Source organism: Rhodococcus wratislaviensis (assembly GCF_041228765.1).
GTDB lineage: Bacteria > Actinomycetota > Actinomycetes > Mycobacteriales > Mycobacteriaceae > Rhodococcus_F > Rhodococcus_F wratislaviensis.
Genome location: NZ_CP150488.1, coordinates 3,189,398 through 3,206,231, shown reverse-complemented (window position 1 = coordinate 3,206,231; position 16,834 = coordinate 3,189,398). Strand labels below are relative to the sequence as shown.

The 16,834-nt window shown below is 65.7% G+C and carries 16 protein-coding genes and 2 pseudogenes; 10 read left to right on the top strand and 8 right to left on the bottom strand.

Annotated features, from left to right (window positions below; all coding sequences use genetic code 11):
• Positions 1 to 11: 11 nt before the first annotated feature.
• Positions 12 to 2,681, bottom strand: a complete 2,670-nt coding sequence (locus tag WKC72_RS14605) for a LuxR C-terminal-related transcriptional regulator (protein ID WP_370183088.1) — start codon at positions 2,679 to 2,681, stop codon at positions 12 to 14.
• A 324-nt stretch (positions 2,682 to 3,005) separates the two neighbouring features.
• Between WKC72_RS14605 and WKC72_RS14600 the strand changes: the two genes are divergently transcribed.
• The 4 genes and pseudogenes from WKC72_RS14600 to WKC72_RS14585 all read left to right on the top strand — a co-directional run.
• Positions 3,006 to 3,401, top strand: coding sequence for a nuclear transport factor 2 family protein (locus WKC72_RS14600; protein WP_370183087.1), 396 nt, complete (start codon positions 3,006 to 3,008; stop codon positions 3,399 to 3,401).
• Between the two features lie 108 nt (positions 3,402 to 3,509).
• Complete coding sequence (locus WKC72_RS14595) at positions 3,510 to 4,040, top strand: flavin reductase family protein (RefSeq protein WP_370183085.1); 531 nt, start codon at positions 3,510 to 3,512, stop codon at positions 4,038 to 4,040.
• Positions 4,037 to 4,615: pseudogene (gene ribB / locus WKC72_RS14590) on the top strand (3,4-dihydroxy-2-butanone-4-phosphate synthase); the annotation flags it as partial. The gene WKC72_RS14595 and the pseudogene ribB, both read left to right, overlap by 4 nt.
• Positions 4,616 to 4,618: 3 nt before the next feature.
• Positions 4,619 to 5,194 (top strand): annotated as a pseudogene (locus WKC72_RS14585) (3'-5' exonuclease); the annotation flags it as partial.
• A gap of 66 nt (positions 5,195 to 5,260) precedes the next feature.
• On the opposite strand, the gene WKC72_RS14580 reads toward WKC72_RS14585, so the two are convergent.
• Positions 5,261 to 6,229 carry a hypothetical protein gene (locus WKC72_RS14580; RefSeq protein ID WP_370183084.1) on the bottom strand — a complete coding sequence of 323 codons (969 nt, stop codon included), beginning with the start codon at positions 6,227 to 6,229 and terminating at the stop codon, positions 5,261 to 5,263.
• Between the two features lie 279 nt (positions 6,230 to 6,508).
• On the opposite strand from WKC72_RS14580, the gene WKC72_RS14575 reads away from it, so the two are divergent.
• The 3 genes from WKC72_RS14575 to WKC72_RS14565 all read left to right on the top strand — a co-directional run bounded on the left by WKC72_RS14575 (position 6,509) and on the right by WKC72_RS14565 (position 8,533).
• Positions 6,509 to 6,928 carry a CoA-binding protein gene (locus tag WKC72_RS14575; protein WP_370183083.1) on the top strand — a complete coding sequence of 140 codons (420 nt, stop codon included), beginning with the start codon at positions 6,509 to 6,511 and terminating at the stop codon, positions 6,926 to 6,928.
• Positions 6,929 to 7,040: 112 nt separating this feature from the next.
• Positions 7,041 to 7,730 (top strand): tellurium resistance protein, encoded by a 690-nt coding sequence (locus WKC72_RS14570; protein WP_370183082.1) that lies wholly within the window; start codon positions 7,041 to 7,043, stop codon positions 7,728 to 7,730.
• A 392-nt stretch (positions 7,731 to 8,122) separates the two neighbouring features.
• Positions 8,123 to 8,533 carry a secondary thiamine-phosphate synthase enzyme YjbQ gene (locus tag WKC72_RS14565; protein WP_009474393.1) on the top strand — a complete coding sequence of 137 codons (411 nt, stop codon included), beginning with the start codon at positions 8,123 to 8,125 and terminating at the stop codon, positions 8,531 to 8,533.
• A 25-nt stretch (positions 8,534 to 8,558) separates the two neighbouring features.
• On the opposite strand, the gene WKC72_RS14560 is transcribed toward WKC72_RS14565, so the two are convergent.
• Complete coding sequence (locus WKC72_RS14560; protein WP_370183081.1) at positions 8,559 to 9,194, bottom strand: TetR family transcriptional regulator; 636 nt, start codon at positions 9,192 to 9,194, stop codon at positions 8,559 to 8,561.
• 109 nt (positions 9,195 to 9,303) lie between these two features.
• On the opposite strand from WKC72_RS14560, the gene WKC72_RS14555 reads away from it, so the two are divergent.
• Complete coding sequence (locus WKC72_RS14555) at positions 9,304 to 9,819, top strand: CarD family transcriptional regulator (RefSeq protein ID WP_112298761.1); 516 nt, start codon at positions 9,304 to 9,306, stop codon at positions 9,817 to 9,819.
• A 69-nt stretch (positions 9,820 to 9,888) separates the two neighbouring features.
• Here WKC72_RS14555 and WKC72_RS14550 read toward each other — a convergent pair whose 3' ends face one another.
• The gene (locus tag WKC72_RS14550) at positions 9,889 to 10,770 is read right to left on the bottom strand and encodes a glycine-rich protein (RefSeq protein ID WP_370183080.1); all 882 of its coding nucleotides are present in this window, start codon (positions 10,768 to 10,770) and stop codon (positions 9,889 to 9,891) included.
• Positions 10,771 to 11,002: 232 nt separating this feature from the next.
• On the opposite strand from WKC72_RS14550, the gene WKC72_RS14545 reads away from it, so the two are divergent.
• Positions 11,003 to 12,001 (top strand): MBL fold metallo-hydrolase, encoded by a 999-nt coding sequence (locus WKC72_RS14545; protein ID WP_370183079.1) that lies wholly within the window; start codon positions 11,003 to 11,005, stop codon positions 11,999 to 12,001.
• A gap of 39 nt (positions 12,002 to 12,040) precedes the next feature.
• On the opposite strand, the gene WKC72_RS14540 is transcribed toward WKC72_RS14545, so the two are convergent.
• The 4 genes from WKC72_RS14540 to WKC72_RS14525 all read right to left on the bottom strand — a co-directional run bounded on the left by WKC72_RS14540 (position 12,041) and on the right by WKC72_RS14525 (position 15,594).
• Positions 12,041 to 13,084, bottom strand: coding sequence for a DNA polymerase IV (locus WKC72_RS14540; protein ID WP_370183078.1), 1,044 nt, complete (start codon positions 13,082 to 13,084; stop codon positions 12,041 to 12,043).
• Positions 13,085 to 13,149: 65 nt separating this feature from the next.
• Positions 13,150 to 13,602, bottom strand: a complete 453-nt coding sequence (locus WKC72_RS14535) for a hypothetical protein (RefSeq protein ID WP_370183076.1) — start codon at positions 13,600 to 13,602, stop codon at positions 13,150 to 13,152.
• A gap of 152 nt (positions 13,603 to 13,754) precedes the next feature.
• Positions 13,755 to 14,129: a hypothetical protein gene (locus WKC72_RS14530; RefSeq protein ID WP_052032843.1), complete on the bottom strand. Its 375-nt coding sequence runs from the start codon at positions 14,127 to 14,129 to the stop codon at positions 13,755 to 13,757.
• Positions 14,130 to 14,196: 67 nt separating this feature from the next.
• Positions 14,197 to 15,594 carry a plasmid pRiA4b ORF-3 family protein gene (locus tag WKC72_RS14525; protein WP_370183075.1) on the bottom strand — a complete coding sequence of 466 codons (1,398 nt, stop codon included), beginning with the start codon at positions 15,592 to 15,594 and terminating at the stop codon, positions 14,197 to 14,199.
• 61 nt (positions 15,595 to 15,655) lie between these two features.
• Between WKC72_RS14525 and WKC72_RS14520 the strand changes: the two genes are divergently transcribed.
• Positions 15,656 to 16,834 carry a serine/threonine-protein kinase gene (locus tag WKC72_RS14520; protein WP_370183073.1) on the top strand — a complete coding sequence of 393 codons (1,179 nt, stop codon included), beginning with the start codon at positions 15,656 to 15,658 and terminating at the stop codon, positions 16,832 to 16,834.

Below are 16,834 nucleotides of genomic sequence, written 5' to 3'. Positions count from 1 at the left end.
GGCACGCGGAACTACCTCGGCGTGCCCCGCTCCGCGTGCGCGAACGCTGCGGCGATCTCGTGACGTCTGCTCACTCCCAGCTTTTCCAGAATGTGTTCGACGTGCCCTTCCACCGTGCGCGGCGACAGAACGAGCTTGACGGCGATCTCCTTGTTGGTCATGCCGACGGCGACATGCGTCGCCACCTCCTGCTCCCTCGGGGAGAGAACGTCTTCCGGGCGCGTGCCACCCGCGGGAGCCGGATCCCCGGACGGCACCGACTCCCCCAGGACGAATCCGGTGATCTCGGAGACCGACATCGCGGCTCCGCTGGCGTGACACTTCTCGAACTGATCTTCCCCCAGTGCCTTTCGTGCCTGCTTCTCGAAGCGTGCGCGCTGCTCGACCCAGTGACTCGAGCCGTACAGCTGCATGCCGAACGACTCCCACATCGAGGACGCGGCGCCGAGGAGCACGGCCGACCGTTCCGCCGAACCCGCCTCGGCTTCGGCCCATCCCAGAAGGTCGGTGACCAGGGTGGTTCCGACGACGTCGTCGAAGTCGCGCCTCAGGCGCAGGCTTTCGGAGCCGAGTCGGAGTGCGTCCTCGAATTCCTCGTTCATCAACGCCACCAGCCCGAGCCCGTAGACGGCGTAGGAACGCAGCCACGACTCCCCGACCGCGAGGGCACGCTCGTTCACCGTCTCGAAGAGTTCCGTGGCACGAGCCGTCTCGTCGGTGAAGCAGTAGAGCATCCCGAGGTGGACGCGGAGCGTGTGGGCGAGATCCTCCCGGTCCGGGATCTCCTCGTACATCTTCAGCGCGGCCGTGAGCCGACGTTCCGCCTCGTCGAAATCGCCGGCGAAGAAGGCCTTCAACCCCATGACGTCCGCCGTGAACGCGCCGGTGGTGGCGTCATCCGCCGTCAGGTTGACGGCGCCGGCCTCGGTCAGTGCCGAGTCGGCGGACTCGCGGTCACCCTGCAGGGTCTGGACGAGGCCCAGATTGACGAGCATCCGCCCCCTGGTGGCCGTCGGCGCCGTCGCCCGTTGGAGGATGCGGTTCAGCCACATCCGGTGCTCGCGCACCGAGAACCCGCACGACCAGAGGAACCAGGCGCGCGAGACCATGTCCGCGGCCATCCGCACTTCGTCGTCGTCGGACGAATCCAGCAGTGCCGCGTGCAGCGCCGAACGAATATTGGCATGGTTGCGACGCAGCTTCTCGCTTCCGGCGCGTTGATCGGCACTGAACCAGTTGTCCGCCGTCGTGGTCACCAGCCGCGCACACCACCGCAGGTGCCGCAGCGTCAGGGTGTCCATCTCCGAGGCGGTCAGCCTGCTGTTCCCGTACTCGCGGATCGACTCGAGCATCCTGAAGCGCACGTGAGTGCCTCCCTCTTCGCGGTGCAGGATCGATTTGCCGACCAGAGCCGAGATGCCGTCGAGCACGGTGTCCGCCGGGACGTCGTCGTCGCTGCACACCTCTTCGGCCATGCCGAGGTCGAATCCGCCCGCGAACACCGAGGCGCGCGACCAGAGGAGTTGCTGTTCGCGAGTGCAGAGTTCGTAGCTCCAGTCCATCGTCGCCTGGAGGCTGCGATGCCGCTGCGGTCCGGTGCGGTTGCCGGTGGTGAGGAGATTGAGCCGGTGATCGAGCCGATCCGCCAGTTCATACACCGACAGCACCGGCAATCGCGCGCAGGCCAATTCGATGGCGAGAGGGAGGCCGTCGAGGCGATCGCAAACGCGCATCACCGCGTCGCGGTTGTCCTCTGTCAGCTCGAATTTCGACAGCACGGCGGCGGCCCGGTTCACGAACAGCTCCACCGCGCTTCCCGTTCCACGACTTGGGGAGGCCGACTCCGTTCCGTTGACCGTGGGCAGCGGGGAGAGCGGGAAGACGAATTCGTCCGGAACCGAGAGTATCTCGCGACTGGTGGTGATGATGCGCAGTTCCGTCGTGGAGCGCAGCAGCACCGACACCAGTTGCGCGCATTCGTCGAGGAGGTGCTCGCAATTGTCGAGGATCAGGAGCATCCGCCGAGTCCGGAGATACTCGATGATGGTGTTCTCCGTCGGGCTGGCATGCATGTCGCGGTTGGCGAGGGCGAGCCCGTCCGCAATGGTCTGGGTCAGGAGGTCGGGGCTGCGCAGCGCGGCGAGTTCGATCACGCGCACACCGTCCGGAAACGCGCGGCGGTACTCGCCGGCTGCATGGATCGCGAAGCGTGTCTTGCCCATTCCGCCCGGGCCGGTGATCGTCACGAGCCGGTGGTCACCGAGCAGTCTCCGCAGTTCGAGCAGTTCGGTTCGACGGCCCACGAAACTCGATCCGTAGACCGGAACCGACGGAGCCGCGGACACCGTGTCGGCGGGGCTGTCGTGGGGTTCGCCGGTCGACCGTTCTTCACGGATGCTCGTAACCCTGCGGGCCAGCGTGGTCCGCGACTTGGTCCATTGGATCCTGCGCGCGATCTCCGCGATCGCGATGTCGGGGTCGTCGGCGATCAGCTCTCGGATCGCCGAATCGACGGGGTCGGCGACGGAGCCGCGTCGGCTTCGGTGGTCGGTGGGAGGCTGGTCGAGAGTGAGCGCCCGGCGCACCGTGTTGCGCGACATTCCGAGCTGCACCGCGATGTGCTTGATGGGAGATCCTTGCCGGTGGAGTCGGCGAATCTCATCCCACTCGTCAGCGTTCACAAGGCCCCTTCTGGACTCGAGACCGGTCGGTCGACCTCCCGGTAATTGAGATCTGGATCACTTTGGTCGCCGGTCGCACCTCCTGTCAACTTGCGGGGGTCAAGATGTGTCATCGCAACCGTGCGCCTCAAGCACTCGCACCCGGACCCGGGCCGAGAAAGTGGCGTTTACCTGCGCAGATTCTGAGCACCGGGTTCGGATTGGTGTGACCGTAGCGAACCACGTAGCTGGACGGTTCCGCCGCGCTCCCCACACGGGCAGGGTGATGCACACCACAGGAACGACTCGTGGTGCCGACATATCCGAAGCGACGATGGAGTCCGCATGACCAACAGCAATGCCGCCGCCCTGAAGGCAGCTTTCGCCGCCGCCGACGAGGGGAACCCGGTTCCGCTCGTGGAGCTGTACTCGGACGAGATGACGTGGGCCGGTTTCACCCTCGAGGGGACCCTGCGCCTCTACAGCAAGGCCGAGTTCCTCGAGGCGTTCGGCGTCCTGGCGAAGCTCGACGAGTCCCGCAACGAGGTGGTCTCCGTCGACGTGGTCGGTAACGACCTGGTGACCGCCAACGTCCGGGCGTACCGCCGACTCGGGGAGCTCGAACTCGACACCACGATCGTGATGACGCACCGCTTCGAGGACGGCAAGGTCACCCGCGGCACCGACATGTGCTCGGCGACTTTCGAGGAGTTCTGGGCCAAGACGGGGCTGTCTGTGTAGCTCTTGCGTTCCAGCCGCCGCGGCAGCGCGGCGGCTGGCAGCTCGGCCCGCCGCCCCATTCAGCACGACCGCCCGCCGGGCGTATCTCCACCCTCAAAGAAGGTACCGATGCGAACCACCACCGAACCGCACATCACCGCCACCACCCCCGAAGACATCGCGGACGCCTATCGCACCGTCCTCGGAAAGTTCTGCACCGGCGTCGTCGCCGTCACCGCACTCGACGACACCGGAAACCCCATCGGACTGACCGTCGGCTCCTTCAGCTCCGTCTCCCTCGACCCCGCCCTCGTCGCCTTCTTCGTCGCCCACACCTCCACCACCTTCCCCAAGGTCTCCGCCTCCGGCCGCTTCTGCGCCAACATCCTCGCCGCCGACCAACACGAACTCGGCCGCACCTTCGCCCGCAGCGGCAGCGACAAGTTCCACGGAATCGACTGGACCCCCGCCACCACCGGATCACCCCGCCTCAGCGGCGCCCACGCCTGGATCGACTGCCACATCGACCTCGTCCAACCCGTCGGCGACCACGACCTCGTCGTCGGCCGCGTCGTCGAACTCGGCGCCACCGACACCCCCGACCCGCTGCTGTTCTACACCTCCACGTTCCACCAGCTCACCCCCGCGAGCCCGGCATGAACGCCGTCGACCAGTGCCTCGAACAGCTGCGCGCCGGGAAACCGATCCTCGTCCTCGACGACGAAAACCGGCAGAACGAAGCCGATCTCGTGATGGCCGCACAATTCGTCACAACCCAGGACGCCGCCTACTTCCTCCGGCACACCTCCGGCTTCTTCGGCGTCGCGATGCCCGCCGAACGAACGCGCGCTCTCGGTCTCCCTCTGATGGTCGGGGATCCCACGAACCCGCTGGGCACCGCGTTCACCATCAGCGTCGACGCCGCCACCGGCACCTCCACTGGCATCAGCGCCGCCGACCGGGCCCGTACCATCCGCCTCCTCGCCGGCCGCGAGACCGTCGACACCGACCTCACCAGGCCCGGGCACGTCCTACCGCTTCGAGCCCGCGACGGCGGAGTCCTCACTCGGCCCGGCCACACCGAAGCAGCCGTCGACCTGTGCACCCTCGCCGGCCTGTCCCCCGTCGGGCTGATCTGCGCGGTCACCACCGCAGACAAACGCGACATGCTCCGCGGCGACAACGTACGGGCCTTCGCCGCACAGCAGAACCTGCCCGTCGTCACCATCGAAGAACTGGTGAACTATCGGCGCCGCACCACGGCGCAGAACCTGCATTTCGCGGTGAGCATTCTGTCCGGGGCCGAGTATAAGGACCTCGAGCAAGGCGAGGAATCGACCTCCGAGGACCGATCCGCACGGTTGGGTCCCAATCCGACACTGCTCGAATGCGATGACGCTGCAGATGAACTCGACAAGGTGGCCGACAAGGTCCGAGAATGGCTCAGCGCGAAGGTTGACCCCGCCACGATTGCCGTGCTGACCCGCGGACAAACCGACCGCACGCAGTTCGTCCGTGCACTCGGCGAACGCGGGGTCGATGCACGCGCTCTCGACAACAATCCGGCTACCGCCGGACACGTCCAGGTGCTCACCATGCACCGATCCAAGGGAATGGAATTCTCACGCGTCATCCTCGCCGGCATCGACGACACGCACGTACCACCCGCAGCGACGTTGCGGGCCGTGCCCGAAGAGGAACGGGCAGAGGCGCTTCTGCGCGAACGGTCGCTGCTCTACGTCGCAGCGAGCCGTGCGCGAGATGAACTGGTCGTAACGTGGAGCGGGAAGCGGTCGGGATTGTTGGGGGCCTGAGCCGCGATTTTGAGCCGCCTCGCTTCAGATCCGCACGATCCGGCTCGACAGCTCAGCGATATCGGACTATACGGTGCCGGGTCGCGACGTCGGGGTGCTCGGGCGACTAATCTCTACCCAAGTCATCATGCCGCACGGAAACTTAGAATCTTCAGGAACTTCGGGCGTCATCGAATCGGCGATATCCGCATACTTCTTCGATAACCCTTCAAAACGCGCCGCGGATCGCTCGAAGAACCACCCCAATAGCGCCAACCCAAGCAGGGCGACCGGGAGCATCACGACAAACGGCGGTCGATCTTCACGAACCACCCAGATGAATGCTGTCAATGAAATCGGGCCGAACAGCCACGCGAGTACCCGCCCTGTGAAGTACAAGGTTTGCGACCGCGAGAGTGCCGCCTTCGCGAACTTGCGGGCGGCGTCGGGATCGACGAGAAGCGGCGGGTACACCCACTCACTCCCGAAGTCAGCCCGAAATCTGATCGCCTCCTCGCTCTCTACGTATCCTCCCGGCTGCAGAAAGAGGGGCGTCGTTGCATTAAGACGTGCGACACGTCGAACCTCGCGGTCAGCCGAGCGCGCGAACCGGGACGCGACTATTAGGGCGACAGCCAGTGCAACAAGCACGACGCCCTGGCCGAGAAGACCACCGTCGAGGTATCTCGCGCAGAGGATCGCAACGAATGCACTCCCGTAGTACACGGTTGTCGAGGTTGTCCAGCGGGCCCGAATAAGGAGCTTCCACGTCGCGCTAACCGAGCAGTCCTCCATGTCGATGATGTGCGGAAAGAAGGCAATAATTATGCCGATCGTCGTCCAAGACAACGTTAGGAACACAACGGCGAGGAGATAGGACCATCCGAGGACATGGCCGGCGATCGATGCCCCCAAGCCCGCGAACTCTGCGATTGCAAATACAAGGAAGACACCCACACCAACAACGGTGAGCCAATTCAAAATTGAAGCCACCACTAGCCACCCGAAAAAAGCCCGTGGAGCGGCGAGAGTTAGACCCGTCCGAGTCTTGTACATGCAATCCCCCTCTGTCGAGTACGAGTCAGACGCAGATCCTGACCGTCCATACTGTGACACCACCCACTGACAACCCCATTTTCGAGCGTGTCCTTGACCACAACGGCACCCCTTTGTCGAGGCGGCCTCGGACTGAACCTAGTTCTTGAATCCACAAGGTCCGACGAAGGCTAATGCCGGCCTACTACTCACGCGCGCCTGAATTGCGCCATAGCGACCACTTCGATAGACGCCCGTCTTGCACTCCCCTTGGAACACCGAAGGCGGTACTTTGCGATTGTGGACACTTCTTGGCAGGACCCCCAAGCCGTGTCGTCGATGCTCGACGACTGGGAGACGTGGGCGATCGTCGGGCTCTCCGGCAATCCCGACCGAACGGCGTTTCGGATCGCGGAGCTGTTGCAGCGCCGAGGAAAGCGCATCGTCCCGATTCATCCTGACGCCCCGACGGTGCTCGGCGAGCAGGGTTACCCCACTCTCGCGGATGTGCCGTTCCCGATCGACGTCGTCGACGTCTTCCGCCAGTCGGAGGCTGCCGGAGAGTTCGCGGACCAGGCCCTCGAGGTGGGGGCGAAAGGCGTCTGGTTCCAACTGGGAGTCATCGACGAGGCCGCCTTCCAGCGAACGACCGCGAAGGGCGTCGCCATGGTGATGGACACGTGCCCGGCGATCGAGTGGAGTGCACGGGATTCAGCGTGAGCATGGTCGGGCCGACTGCGTCCCGGACGACTACCGCTACCCTGGACCGAAATCGTGCAAATCGGACAACGGTCTGACGCGCGCCGCTCAGTCAATCGGAAGGTTCCCACCTGTGGCCATCGACTACACCCGACGCCCCTCCACTCCTGCCGCACCGCAGGGCGGAGTCAATCTGAGCAAAGTGACCTTGTCGAAGGCCGCGCCTTCCGTCAGCCTCACGAAGTCGGGTGAGCGGCAGGGCGCGATGCGGGTCAACCTCAACTGGTCGACGGGTGCGACGCCGCAGCAGAAGAAGACCGGCTTCTTCGCGAAGCTCGCGGCCGCCGCGGGCGGCAACAACGGCATCGACCTGGACCTCGGCTGCCTCTACGAACTGGCCGACGGGTCGAAGGGTGTGGTCCAGGCACTTGGCAACAGTTTCGGATCGCTGCAGGCCCCGCCGTTCATCAAACTCGACGCCGACGACCGCACCGGCACCGTGACCGGTGGCGAGAACATGCATATCAATCTCGACCGACCGGAGATGTTCAAGCGGATCCTCATCTTCGCGATGATCTACGACGGCGCACCTAACTGGGCGGCCGTGGACGGTGTCGTCACCCTCTACCCCACCAGCGGACCCGAGGTGGAGGTGCGACTGGACTCGTCGAACAGCTCCGCTCGCATCTGCGCCATCGCGATGCTGCAGAACACCGGACAGGGCATCACCGTCACCCGCGAGGTGAAGTACGTCGAGGGCAGCCAGGCCGATCTCGACAAGACCTACAGCTGGGGCATGAAGTGGGCGGCCGGCCGCAAGTAGTAGAGACGGCGGTCGCGGAACCACATCCGCGACAGTGACGGCGGCGGAGCGGTCTCCGGTATACCCGGTCCCCCTCCGCCAAGGGAATACTGGGACCGGGCATTGCACCGAAAGGAACCTCCATGCGCACACAGAATAACCTGTTGCCCCACGCATGATTTCCATCCCGAGGGCGCAAGCGCTGCGCGGTAGGGTCCGCCGCTCGAGCCGCCCGCAAATCCGTCAACTGATTCGAGTACCTGAGCATGGTCGCTTAACTAGTTGGGCTCGTCATCAAGATTGCATCCTTGGTTGTCGACGCCGCTCGATGCGTTGTTGACGATTCCGATCGTGGCAGGGCTTGGTCACATAGCGCGTGCGCTGTCACGCACCCGCGGGCTAACGTCAGAACTATGTTCAGTACCGAGATCGAGGTCCGCACCGGCGCCGAGCCGGTGGTGCACGACCTGACCCGTGAGATCGAGAAGTTCCTCGCCTCAGCCGGCGCCGGTGACGGTCTGTTGCATGTGTGGGTGCCGCACGCCACTGCGGGACTCGTCGTCATCGAGACCGGTGCGGGAAGCGACGACGACCTTCTGCGGGCGATCGACGAAGTGCTTCCGCGCGACGACCGGTGGATCCATCGCCACGGCAGCCATGGGCACGGCCGCGACCACGTGCTGCCGGCGTTCCTGCCGCCCTACGCGTCCGTGCCCGTCTTCGACGGCGCACTCGCGACGGGTACTTGGCAATCCGTGTGCCTCGTCGACACCAATGTCGACAACCCGGTGCGGCACGTCCGGTTCAGCTTCCTGGAGGGCTGAGCCGACGCCTGCGGACCGTCTCCGATCACGCCTGCGCGAGTCCCCTTGCCAAGGAATAGATTTCGGGCAGGCTCGCCGTCTCGTCGGTGGACGATTGGTCCACCCACGTTTCCAACGCCGCACGGAGCACGGCAATCGACACATCGACTGCCAGTCGAACCTGCAAGTCGGCGCAGTCGAACCTCGTCGACACCACATCGACAAGCGCCGCGGTTCGCCGCACACTCTCGCGCGCCAGCTCCGCCCGCAGGGCCGGCTCCTTCTTGATGAGTCGGTTCACCCGCAGCAATCGTCGGCAGGCGATCGACGAACTGTCCGAGTACATCGTCAGAGCAGCAGCGAAGGCCGTTTCCAGCGCGAGCCTCGGTGAAACTTCCGAGTCGAGCTGGTCGAGCCCTCCGGCCAAGACCGCCTCGAAGGCCCAGTGATCGCGGAGCGCGGCCTCTTCCTTGGTAGCGAAATATCGGAAGAAGGTTCGCTGCGACACTCCCGCAGTCTGCGCGATCTCGCCGACGGTCGTGCCCTCGACACCCTTGTGCTCGAACAGTGTGAGTGCGGTCTCACTGATCTCGACATTCGTCTGCTCGCGTCGCCGCTCCCGCAGCCCCAGCGGGCCTGCGGGCAGGTCAGGCGACACGGAGAACGCTTCGAGTCTGGTCATCAACGGCCTTCGCAATCGGTAGGAGCACCCACCAGAGATCGTTCATATCTGGTCAGCAGTTGTCAAGATGGCAGCGTGTGCCATAATGTATGTGAAGGGTAGGTAATCTATGAATCTCAATATCGGTGATATCTTTCTGTACCCGCACCATGGGTCCGTGACAGTCACAAAGCTCACGACCCGGATGTTCAACGATTTGCCCACCGAATACGTACAGTTCGAAGTCGCCCAGAACGGGCTGTCCATCGAGATCCCGGTAGCGAAAGCCGAATCCATCGGCGTCCGGAATGCGATCAACAACGACGAAGTCGGTCGCGTCTTCGACATCCTGCGTGGTCCGACGGTCGACGACCCGTCGAACTGGTCCAGGCGGTTCAAGGCCAACCAGGAAAAGCTGACCGTGGGCGGAATCTTCACGGTGAGTGAGGTCATCCGCGATCTGATGACGCGTGCGCAGGTCAAGCCGCTGTCGGCCGGCGAGAAGCGGCAGCTCGAGCACGCAATGCAGCTCGTCATTTCCGAACTCGTCCTCGCGATGAAGTCCGACCCTGACGAGACTCGGCGCCGCATCGAGGCGATCTACGAACCCGCGTCCGCCTCTACGGCGGCGGTTGTCGCAGTCTGAAAACACAATCGGCAGCGGCCCCGAACCAAAGTTCGGGGCCGCTGCCGATTTCGTGCGCGGGAGTCGAGATCAGCTGCTGCCGAAGAGGTTTCCGAGTGACCCTGTTCCGGATCCGGCACCGTACGTGATGACTACCGACGAAACAGCATCCGCCCCAGCTGCGCTGAAGGTTCCGCCGGGCGCGTAGGACGATCCCCCACCGCCTCCGCCACCACCGTAGTTCTCGGCGCCACCTCCGCCGCCGAACCAGCCTCCGCCGCCACCGCCGCCCGTGCCTGCACCGGCACCACCGACACCGGCCTCACCCGGCGAACCATGCGGGTCGGTGCCACCGTTGCCTCCGAGGCCACCAGCGACGTCCGTGGCGCCGCCTCCGCCGCCTCCCCCGCCGCCGGCTTGGCCGGCGGGTCCGGTCGGGGCCAGATTGCCTGCGCCGCCGATGTAGGTGTCACCGGCACCGCCTCCGCCCGCGGCGACGATCTGACGATCCGCCAGCTCACCCGTCCCGGTGCGAACGTCGGAGGCACCGCCACCGCCACTTGCGCCGGTGCCGCCGGCCCCGCCGCCGTTGTATCCGGCTTGGCCGTCGCCGTCGCCACCGTTGCCGCCGACCTGGATGTACAGCGCGTCACCCGCGGCGACCGTCAGCTGTCCGGTTGCGACGGCCGCGGCGCCGCCGAGGACAGTTTCACTGTTTCCACCACGTCCGCCCGTTGCCGTCACGGCCAAGCTGGTGATGCCCTCGGGAACCGTGAACGACTGCGCACTGCCGGTGAACGTGAACGTGCAGGCCACCTGGGTGCCGACGCCTTGCACACAGCCGGCAGGCAACGCCGCCGGCGCTGCAACCGCCACGCTGGGGGCAAGCAGTCCCGAGGCACCCACTACGGCGAGGCCACACATTCCGGTCGTGTACCACCGGCGGCGTGATCGAACGAGGTTCGTGGTCAAAGCAGTCTCCTGTCGCAACGCGAGCATGTTGAAAGCTGGTCCGAGTGGAGCATTCCATAGCGCCGGGCATCCAGTAGGTCTTCCGGTCTCCCGGTCGGATTTCGCACGAAAGCACCTGGTCACGGGCCATGTCGTTCCGCTAATCGGGACCCGCGGTATCGCAAACCGCGGCGAAAGGTCAGTATGAAGGTAAGTAGAACTAATTTGTTCATCTAGGCAACGAGGTAGGCACATGAGCGACGCAGCGCCCATCGGTGACGGGATCTTCCAGATTCCGGTCCCGATCACCGACAATCCCCTCGGTCACACGCTGGTGTACGCGATGGAATCCCCCGGCGGTCTGATCCTCGTCGACGCCGGCTGGGACGACGACAACGCCTGGAACGGCCTCACCTCCGGTCTCGAGGCCATCGGGCACTCGGTCAAGGATGTGGAAGGCGTCGTACTCACCCACTTCCATCCCGACCACACCGGTCTGTGCGGTCGCGTCCGGGAGGCCTCCGGAGCGTGGATCGCGATGCACGAATCCGATCACGGAATGTTCGAGCACATGTCGACCGGTCACGGCCCCGAGTGGTTGGACTTCCAGAAGGAGAACATGACGCGGGCCGGCGCCGCACCGGCAGACCTGGAGGCATTCGAGAAGTCCGCGTCCGGGAAGCCGCCTGCGGGTCCCGACTCGGCCCCCGACCGCGTACTCGTCGACGACGAGCTCATTGCGCTCGCCGGTCGCAACCTGCGCGCCGTCTACACCCCGGGCCACACCCCCGGCCACGTCTGCTTCTACCTGGAAGACGCCGACGTGATGTTCACCGGCGACCACGTCCTGCAGAAGACGACGCCGCACGTCGGCAACTTCGTCTACCCGCTCGAGGAACGCGACGCCCTGGCGGAGTTCATGGACTCGCTGCGCCGCGTCCAGACCATGAACATCACCCGGGGCCTCGGTGCCCACGGCATCCCCATCGACGACGTCGCGGGCCGCGCCGGCGAACTCATCGAGCACCACGAAGAGCGACTCGACCACCTCTACAAGGCTTTCGGCGACGACCAGATCACCGTATGGCAGGTGGCCGAGCGCATGAAGTGGTACAAGCCGTGGGCCGACATCTCCCCCATGGGCAAGGGCATGGCCCTGTCCGAGGCGGCGGCTCACCTTCGACACCTCGTCGCCCGCGACCTCGTCGCCCAGGTCCCCGACAGCGAACCCGCCGTCTTCGCCCGCCGCTGACACGTGAGTGGCAAAGCGTGCCCGAGCACACTTTGCCGCTCACGTGGGCGGGGTCATCTCCAACCGCACGCCGAGGAGTCGCACTTCCCGCGCGTGGTCGAGCCTGTCGACCAATGCTGCTGCCGCATCGGAGATCACGTCCGGATCGAACGTCGGTTCCGGGAGCGGCTTGCTCGTCGTGTGGGTGTCGAACGGGGCGTAGCGCACTTTCAACGCCACTCGCACCGCCATGCGGTTCTCCGCGAGGATGTCCTCCCTGACCCGGTCGGCGAGACGTCGGATCTCCTCGGTGACGGCCTCCTTGCCGGCGAGGTTCTGCTGGAAGGTCGTCTCCCGGCTGTGCGAGCGCGCCACCCAGGGTTCGGCGGAGACCGGAGAAAGATCGATGCCGCGGCCGATCCGCGCGTACCACGGACCCATGTTCGGACCGAGGGTCGCGGCCAACTCCTGATCCGACGCGTCGGCCAACTCTCGCACGGTGCTGATGCCCAGTGCGGCAAGCTTCTTCGCTGTCTTCTTGCCGATCCCCCACAGCGCGTCGGTAGGACGCTCTCCCATTACGGCGAACCAGTTCTCCTCCGTCAGCCGGTAGATGCCCTGCGGTTTGCCGAAGTCCGTCGCGATCTTCGCTCGTAACTTGTTGTCGCCGATGCCGACTGAGCAGTGCAGCCCGGTCGCGTCGAGGACGGCATCGTGGATGGTTCGCGCGAAGGCCTCCGGGTCGTCGGTCTCGACACCGAGAAACGCCTCGTCCCAGCCCATCACCTCGACCACGACGTCCAATTTGCGCAAGGTGTCCATCACGACCGCCGACACCTCGGTGTAGGCCTCGGCGTCGACGGGCAGGAACACCGCGTCGGGAATCTTCCGTGCGGCGATCCGCATCGGCATCCCGGAGCCGACACCGAACTCCCGCGCCTCGTACGACGCCGTCGACACCACCGCACGCTCGGTGGGATCGCCGCGACCGCCCACGACGACGGGACGTCCCCGCAGCTCAGGGTGCCGCAGCACCTCGACGGCGGCGATGAACTGGTCGAGATCGACATGCAGCACCCACCGGCGACGCGAAGGAGTGCTCATGCAACCAGTGTGCCGGAATCGTCGTACCGGGACCGTCGAATCCTCGAGTTCCGCCGCGGGACAAATCAGAACATATCGTCGGCGTTTTCAGTCGGTATCAACTCGTCGGGGAACCGATACGAGCATCCGAGTTCACTGGTGGACCGCGTGCCCCAATTGTCCCGGAACCAGGCCACGCAGGTGTTCGCGATGAGGTTCACATCTCGGCTGAAGAGATAGCCGTCCGTGCAGTCTTCGAAATGGCCGTCGAAATGCCACCTGTCGAGGGTCAGGTGCTCGGCGGAATAGTCGGCGAGCAGCAGGTGCCCGAGCTCGACGCGTGATCGACGGAGCATCAACACACCGTCGGCCAGTACCTGAATCTGCGCGCAGACGACTTCCTCGTCGTCGTCCTCGCTGACATAGTTGTTCGGACCGATCTCGACGATGAGCGCGACCGGTTGCTCGACCAGCGAACCCGTCAACCACTCGACCATTCCCGCCCACGAAACCTCGGGCAACTCGGTGGAATCGACCATCATCATCACCTTCCCTTGCTCGCGACCGACCATGCCTGGGGAGCGGCGGGCAACTCCCCGTGAGTCGTATCAAAGCAGAAGGATCCGACCTATGTGGGCCGAAATCGTTCTACGCCGATAGGTGTCGTTCACACGAATGACGTCAATGAAGCCTATTGCGTTGCCTTCTCCCACCACCACGTGACATAGACCGGATACGTCTGCAGCGGATAGAGGAACGGCACGGCGTCGGCGAGGCTCCCGACCGGGTGGACTACGCCGTCCGGCCCCGCCTGGAGGCATCCGAAGGTGTGCCCGTGAAACGAACTGCACGTGATCGGCTCGGCGGTCCCCCACGGGCTCAGGAGCAGCGCGTGATTGTCGTTCGGGTCGAATGCGCCTGCGTCCGTGGGAGTTCGGAAGTAGTCGGTGACATCCCCCGTCGTTACGGGGCTCGGCGACGGCTCGGCCGACGCTCCCGGTGCGACGATGACCATCCCCGCCACAGCCACCGCCGCCGCACCCAATGCTGTCTTCCACCAACTCATACGCCCCTCCTCGCCACACGTTCGATGTGTGGTGAGCATCGGGCGCCGGGTCGGCGACGTTACCGGCCTACATCGACAGCACCATCTGCGCGAAGAGTCGACCCCATTCGGGATCCATGGGCTGGTCGCGCTGCACCCAGCCCTCGACCATTGCGCCGATCAGTTCGAGGAACGTGATCGTGGGACGGCCCATCCAGAAGACTTCTTCCCGGCCGACGATCGTCCCGTCGCTGGTCTGCCAGCCGAGGGCGGCGAGTCCCTCGGCGATCACGTCCCTGCGTTCGTCCGACGACGTGCCTGCGGCGAGCGTGAGAAGCACGAGGTATCCGGCCTCCCGCTCGATCTGCTCGGTGCCCAGCGGCAGGCGATCGAGCAGATGACGCCACATCTGTGTCGCGTTGTCCGCCATCGCCGTTCCGAGATTGGTTCGGACGAGTTTTCCCTTGTACTTGCGCACCAGTCCGAGTGTCTTGGCGTATTCCCGGAGCAGGTGGACCGGCCGTTGGTCCGTCTCGCGGTTGCTGGTGGCGGGCCAGTCGTCGAAGCCCGGTAGCTCCTGCCGCATCTCCGCCACCACCGCCGGGGGCAGGTAGCCCGCCTGGGTCAGCGTGATGCCGTCGGATCCGATGCGCTGCAGAAACCATCGCAGATGCAGCGTCGCCAGTTCCTGGGCCGCGGGTATGTCACCCCTCCGCTCGGTGAGCCGGGCGTGCTCGAGCAGCGAAAAGACGTGCGGGGCAGCCTGATGGGGGATCCGGCGCAGCAGTTCGGCGAGCTTCGAATCCGTCACCGGCCCGTGGTCACGGATCACGATCTCGATCCGCAGGTTACGGTTCACGGCGTCGACGCCGAACGATTCGGGCGCGAACCCCGGCCCGACCCACGCCCCGGCGTCGTGATGACCGGGGTGCGACGGCGTGGCCAGGACCGTCAGCAGGTCGGCGTATCCGCCCGGTCCGCCGCAATCCTCGGGTGGGCAGGCGCGAGCGCCGGCGAGGCAGGACACCGTCGGTGCCGGCTCGTCGGAGTCGATCCGTTCGAGGACGATCGTATGGTCCCAGCCGTCGCCGAAGTCGTATTGATACGACAGCAGCTCGCCGGGTTCGGCCAGAACCTGATCGAGCCGGACCGCGTCCTCGCACAGCTCGTCGTCCTCGTCGGCGAAGCCCTCGTCGATGCTCTCGCGCATCTCGTACCGCTCCGAGGCGGGCGGCTCGCCGCCGACCCACGAATGCAGGTGGCTGTCCTGCCAGCCCATGACCGTCTGCACGATCGGGTGCAGCTCGTGCAGCCGAAGGTTCGACGGCACGACGAACTGCCGCCAGATGGCCGGCGACACGTCGTCGAGCTCGATCCGCAGGTGGTAGCTCGCGACGTCACGGCGACGCGGCCGTTCCGACGGCCGGACGATCACCGGCACGTCGGGGACGACGGACAGATGTCGGCGTTTACCCGAAGCGGTCATGGCGTCATGGTAGGTGGGAGGCAGCGGTGTCCGGCACAAGTGCTGACGATAGCGTGAGCGCATGTCGGTGTCCGCAGTTCTCGCAGGTCGGTACGAGTTGCGGGGAGTGCTGGGGCGCGGCGGAATGGCCGATGTGCACGACGGATGGGACCTGCGCCTGCAGCGACCGGTCGCGATCAAGGTGCTGCGCCCGGAACTGGCGTCCGTCCCCGACACGCGCCGGCGGTTCGAGGCGGAGGCCCGGCTGGCCGCCACGTTGAATCACCCGAACGTGGTCGCGGTGCACGACTGCGGCGAGGACGCCGGAGTGGCGTTCATCGTGATGGAGCGCCTGCCCGGGCGCACCCTCGCCGACGAGATCGCCACCGGTCCGCTACCCGACGCGCGGGTGCGGTCGGTCCTCGCCGACGTGCTCGCCGCTGTCGCCGCAGCTCACGGGGCCGGGATCCTGCACCGCGACATCAAACCGGGAAACGTGTTGTTCACCGCCGAGGGCACGGTGAAGGTCACCGACTTCGGCATTGCGAAGAGCGCCGCCTCCGACCACACCGCGACCGGACAGGTGCTGGGCACCGTCGCCTACCTCAGTCCGGATCGCATCCTGGGTACCCCCGCCACGACCGCTGACGACCTCTACGCCGTCGGCATCGTCGGCTACGAAGCCGTCGCCGGGCACCGGCCGTTCACCGGCGACAACATCCTGTCGCTCGCCCGGGCCATCACCGACGGGGCGCCCCGGCCGCTGCGCGAAACGCGTCCGGACGCCGATCCGCACCTCGTGTACACGATCGAGCGGGCGATGGCTCGCGACCCGCAGCAGCGGTACGCCGACGCCCGGGTCATGCGGGACGCCGTCCTCGGAGCACCCGGCGCGCATCCGCCGCCGACGAGAACATTCACACCGACGACGGTCCATGAGCTGCCGCCCGAGTCCCCGCAACCACGGCGGATCGGCCTGATCGTTGCTCTCGTCGCCGCGGTGCTGGTGGCGCTGGTCGTGGCAGCGCTGGCCATCGTTTCGCAGGACCAGGACGGCACGGTCGGTCCCGGTGCGAGCACCACCGCCGTCGTTCCCGCCCCGGCGCCCGTCTCCGCCCCGAGCAGTGCCGTCGAGGTCAACCCGGTTGCGCCTCCCCCACCGACCGGCGCCCCGGCACCGAAGACCGGACCTGGAAACAACAACGGCAACAACGGCAACGGAAACAACAAGCCCAAGGACAAGGAGAAGGACGGCAACTGA

What these genes read in the sequence shown, in the direction of transcription:
- WKC72_RS14600 (WP_370183087.1), top strand. Translation starts at nt 3,006, where the DNA reads ATGACCAACAGCAATGCCGCCGCCCTGAAGGCAGCTTTCGCCGCCGCC.
- WKC72_RS14595 (WP_370183085.1), top strand. Translation starts at nt 3,510, where the DNA reads ATGCGAACCACCACCGAACCGCACATCACCGCCACCACCCCCGAAGAC.
- WKC72_RS14580 (WP_370183084.1), bottom strand. Translation starts at nt 6,229, where the DNA reads ATGTACAAGACTCGGACGGGTCTAACTCTCGCCGCTCCACGGGCTTTT.
- WKC72_RS14565 (WP_009474393.1), top strand. Translation starts at nt 8,123, where the DNA reads ATGTTCAGTACCGAGATCGAGGTCCGCACCGGCGCCGAGCCGGTGGTG.
- WKC72_RS14560 (WP_370183081.1), bottom strand. Translation starts at nt 9,194, where the DNA reads ATGACCAGACTCGAAGCGTTCTCCGTGTCGCCTGACCTGCCCGCAGGC.
- WKC72_RS14555 (WP_112298761.1), top strand. Translation starts at nt 9,304, where the DNA reads ATGAATCTCAATATCGGTGATATCTTTCTGTACCCGCACCATGGGTCC.
- WKC72_RS14545 (WP_370183079.1), top strand. Translation starts at nt 11,003, where the DNA reads ATGAGCGACGCAGCGCCCATCGGTGACGGGATCTTCCAGATTCCGGTC.
- WKC72_RS14540 (WP_370183078.1), bottom strand. Translation starts at nt 13,084, where the DNA reads ATGAGCACTCCTTCGCGTCGCCGGTGGGTGCTGCATGTCGATCTCGAC.
- WKC72_RS14535 (WP_370183076.1), bottom strand. Translation starts at nt 13,602, where the DNA reads ATGGTCGATTCCACCGAGTTGCCCGAGGTTTCGTGGGCGGGAATGGTC.
- WKC72_RS14530 (WP_052032843.1), bottom strand. Translation starts at nt 14,129, where the DNA reads ATGAGTTGGTGGAAGACAGCATTGGGTGCGGCGGCGGTGGCTGTGGCG.
- WKC72_RS14525 (WP_370183075.1), bottom strand. Translation starts at nt 15,594, where the DNA reads ATGACCGCTTCGGGTAAACGCCGACATCTGTCCGTCGTCCCCGACGTG.
- WKC72_RS14520 (WP_370183073.1), top strand. Translation starts at nt 15,656, where the DNA reads ATGTCGGTGTCCGCAGTTCTCGCAGGTCGGTACGAGTTGCGGGGAGTG.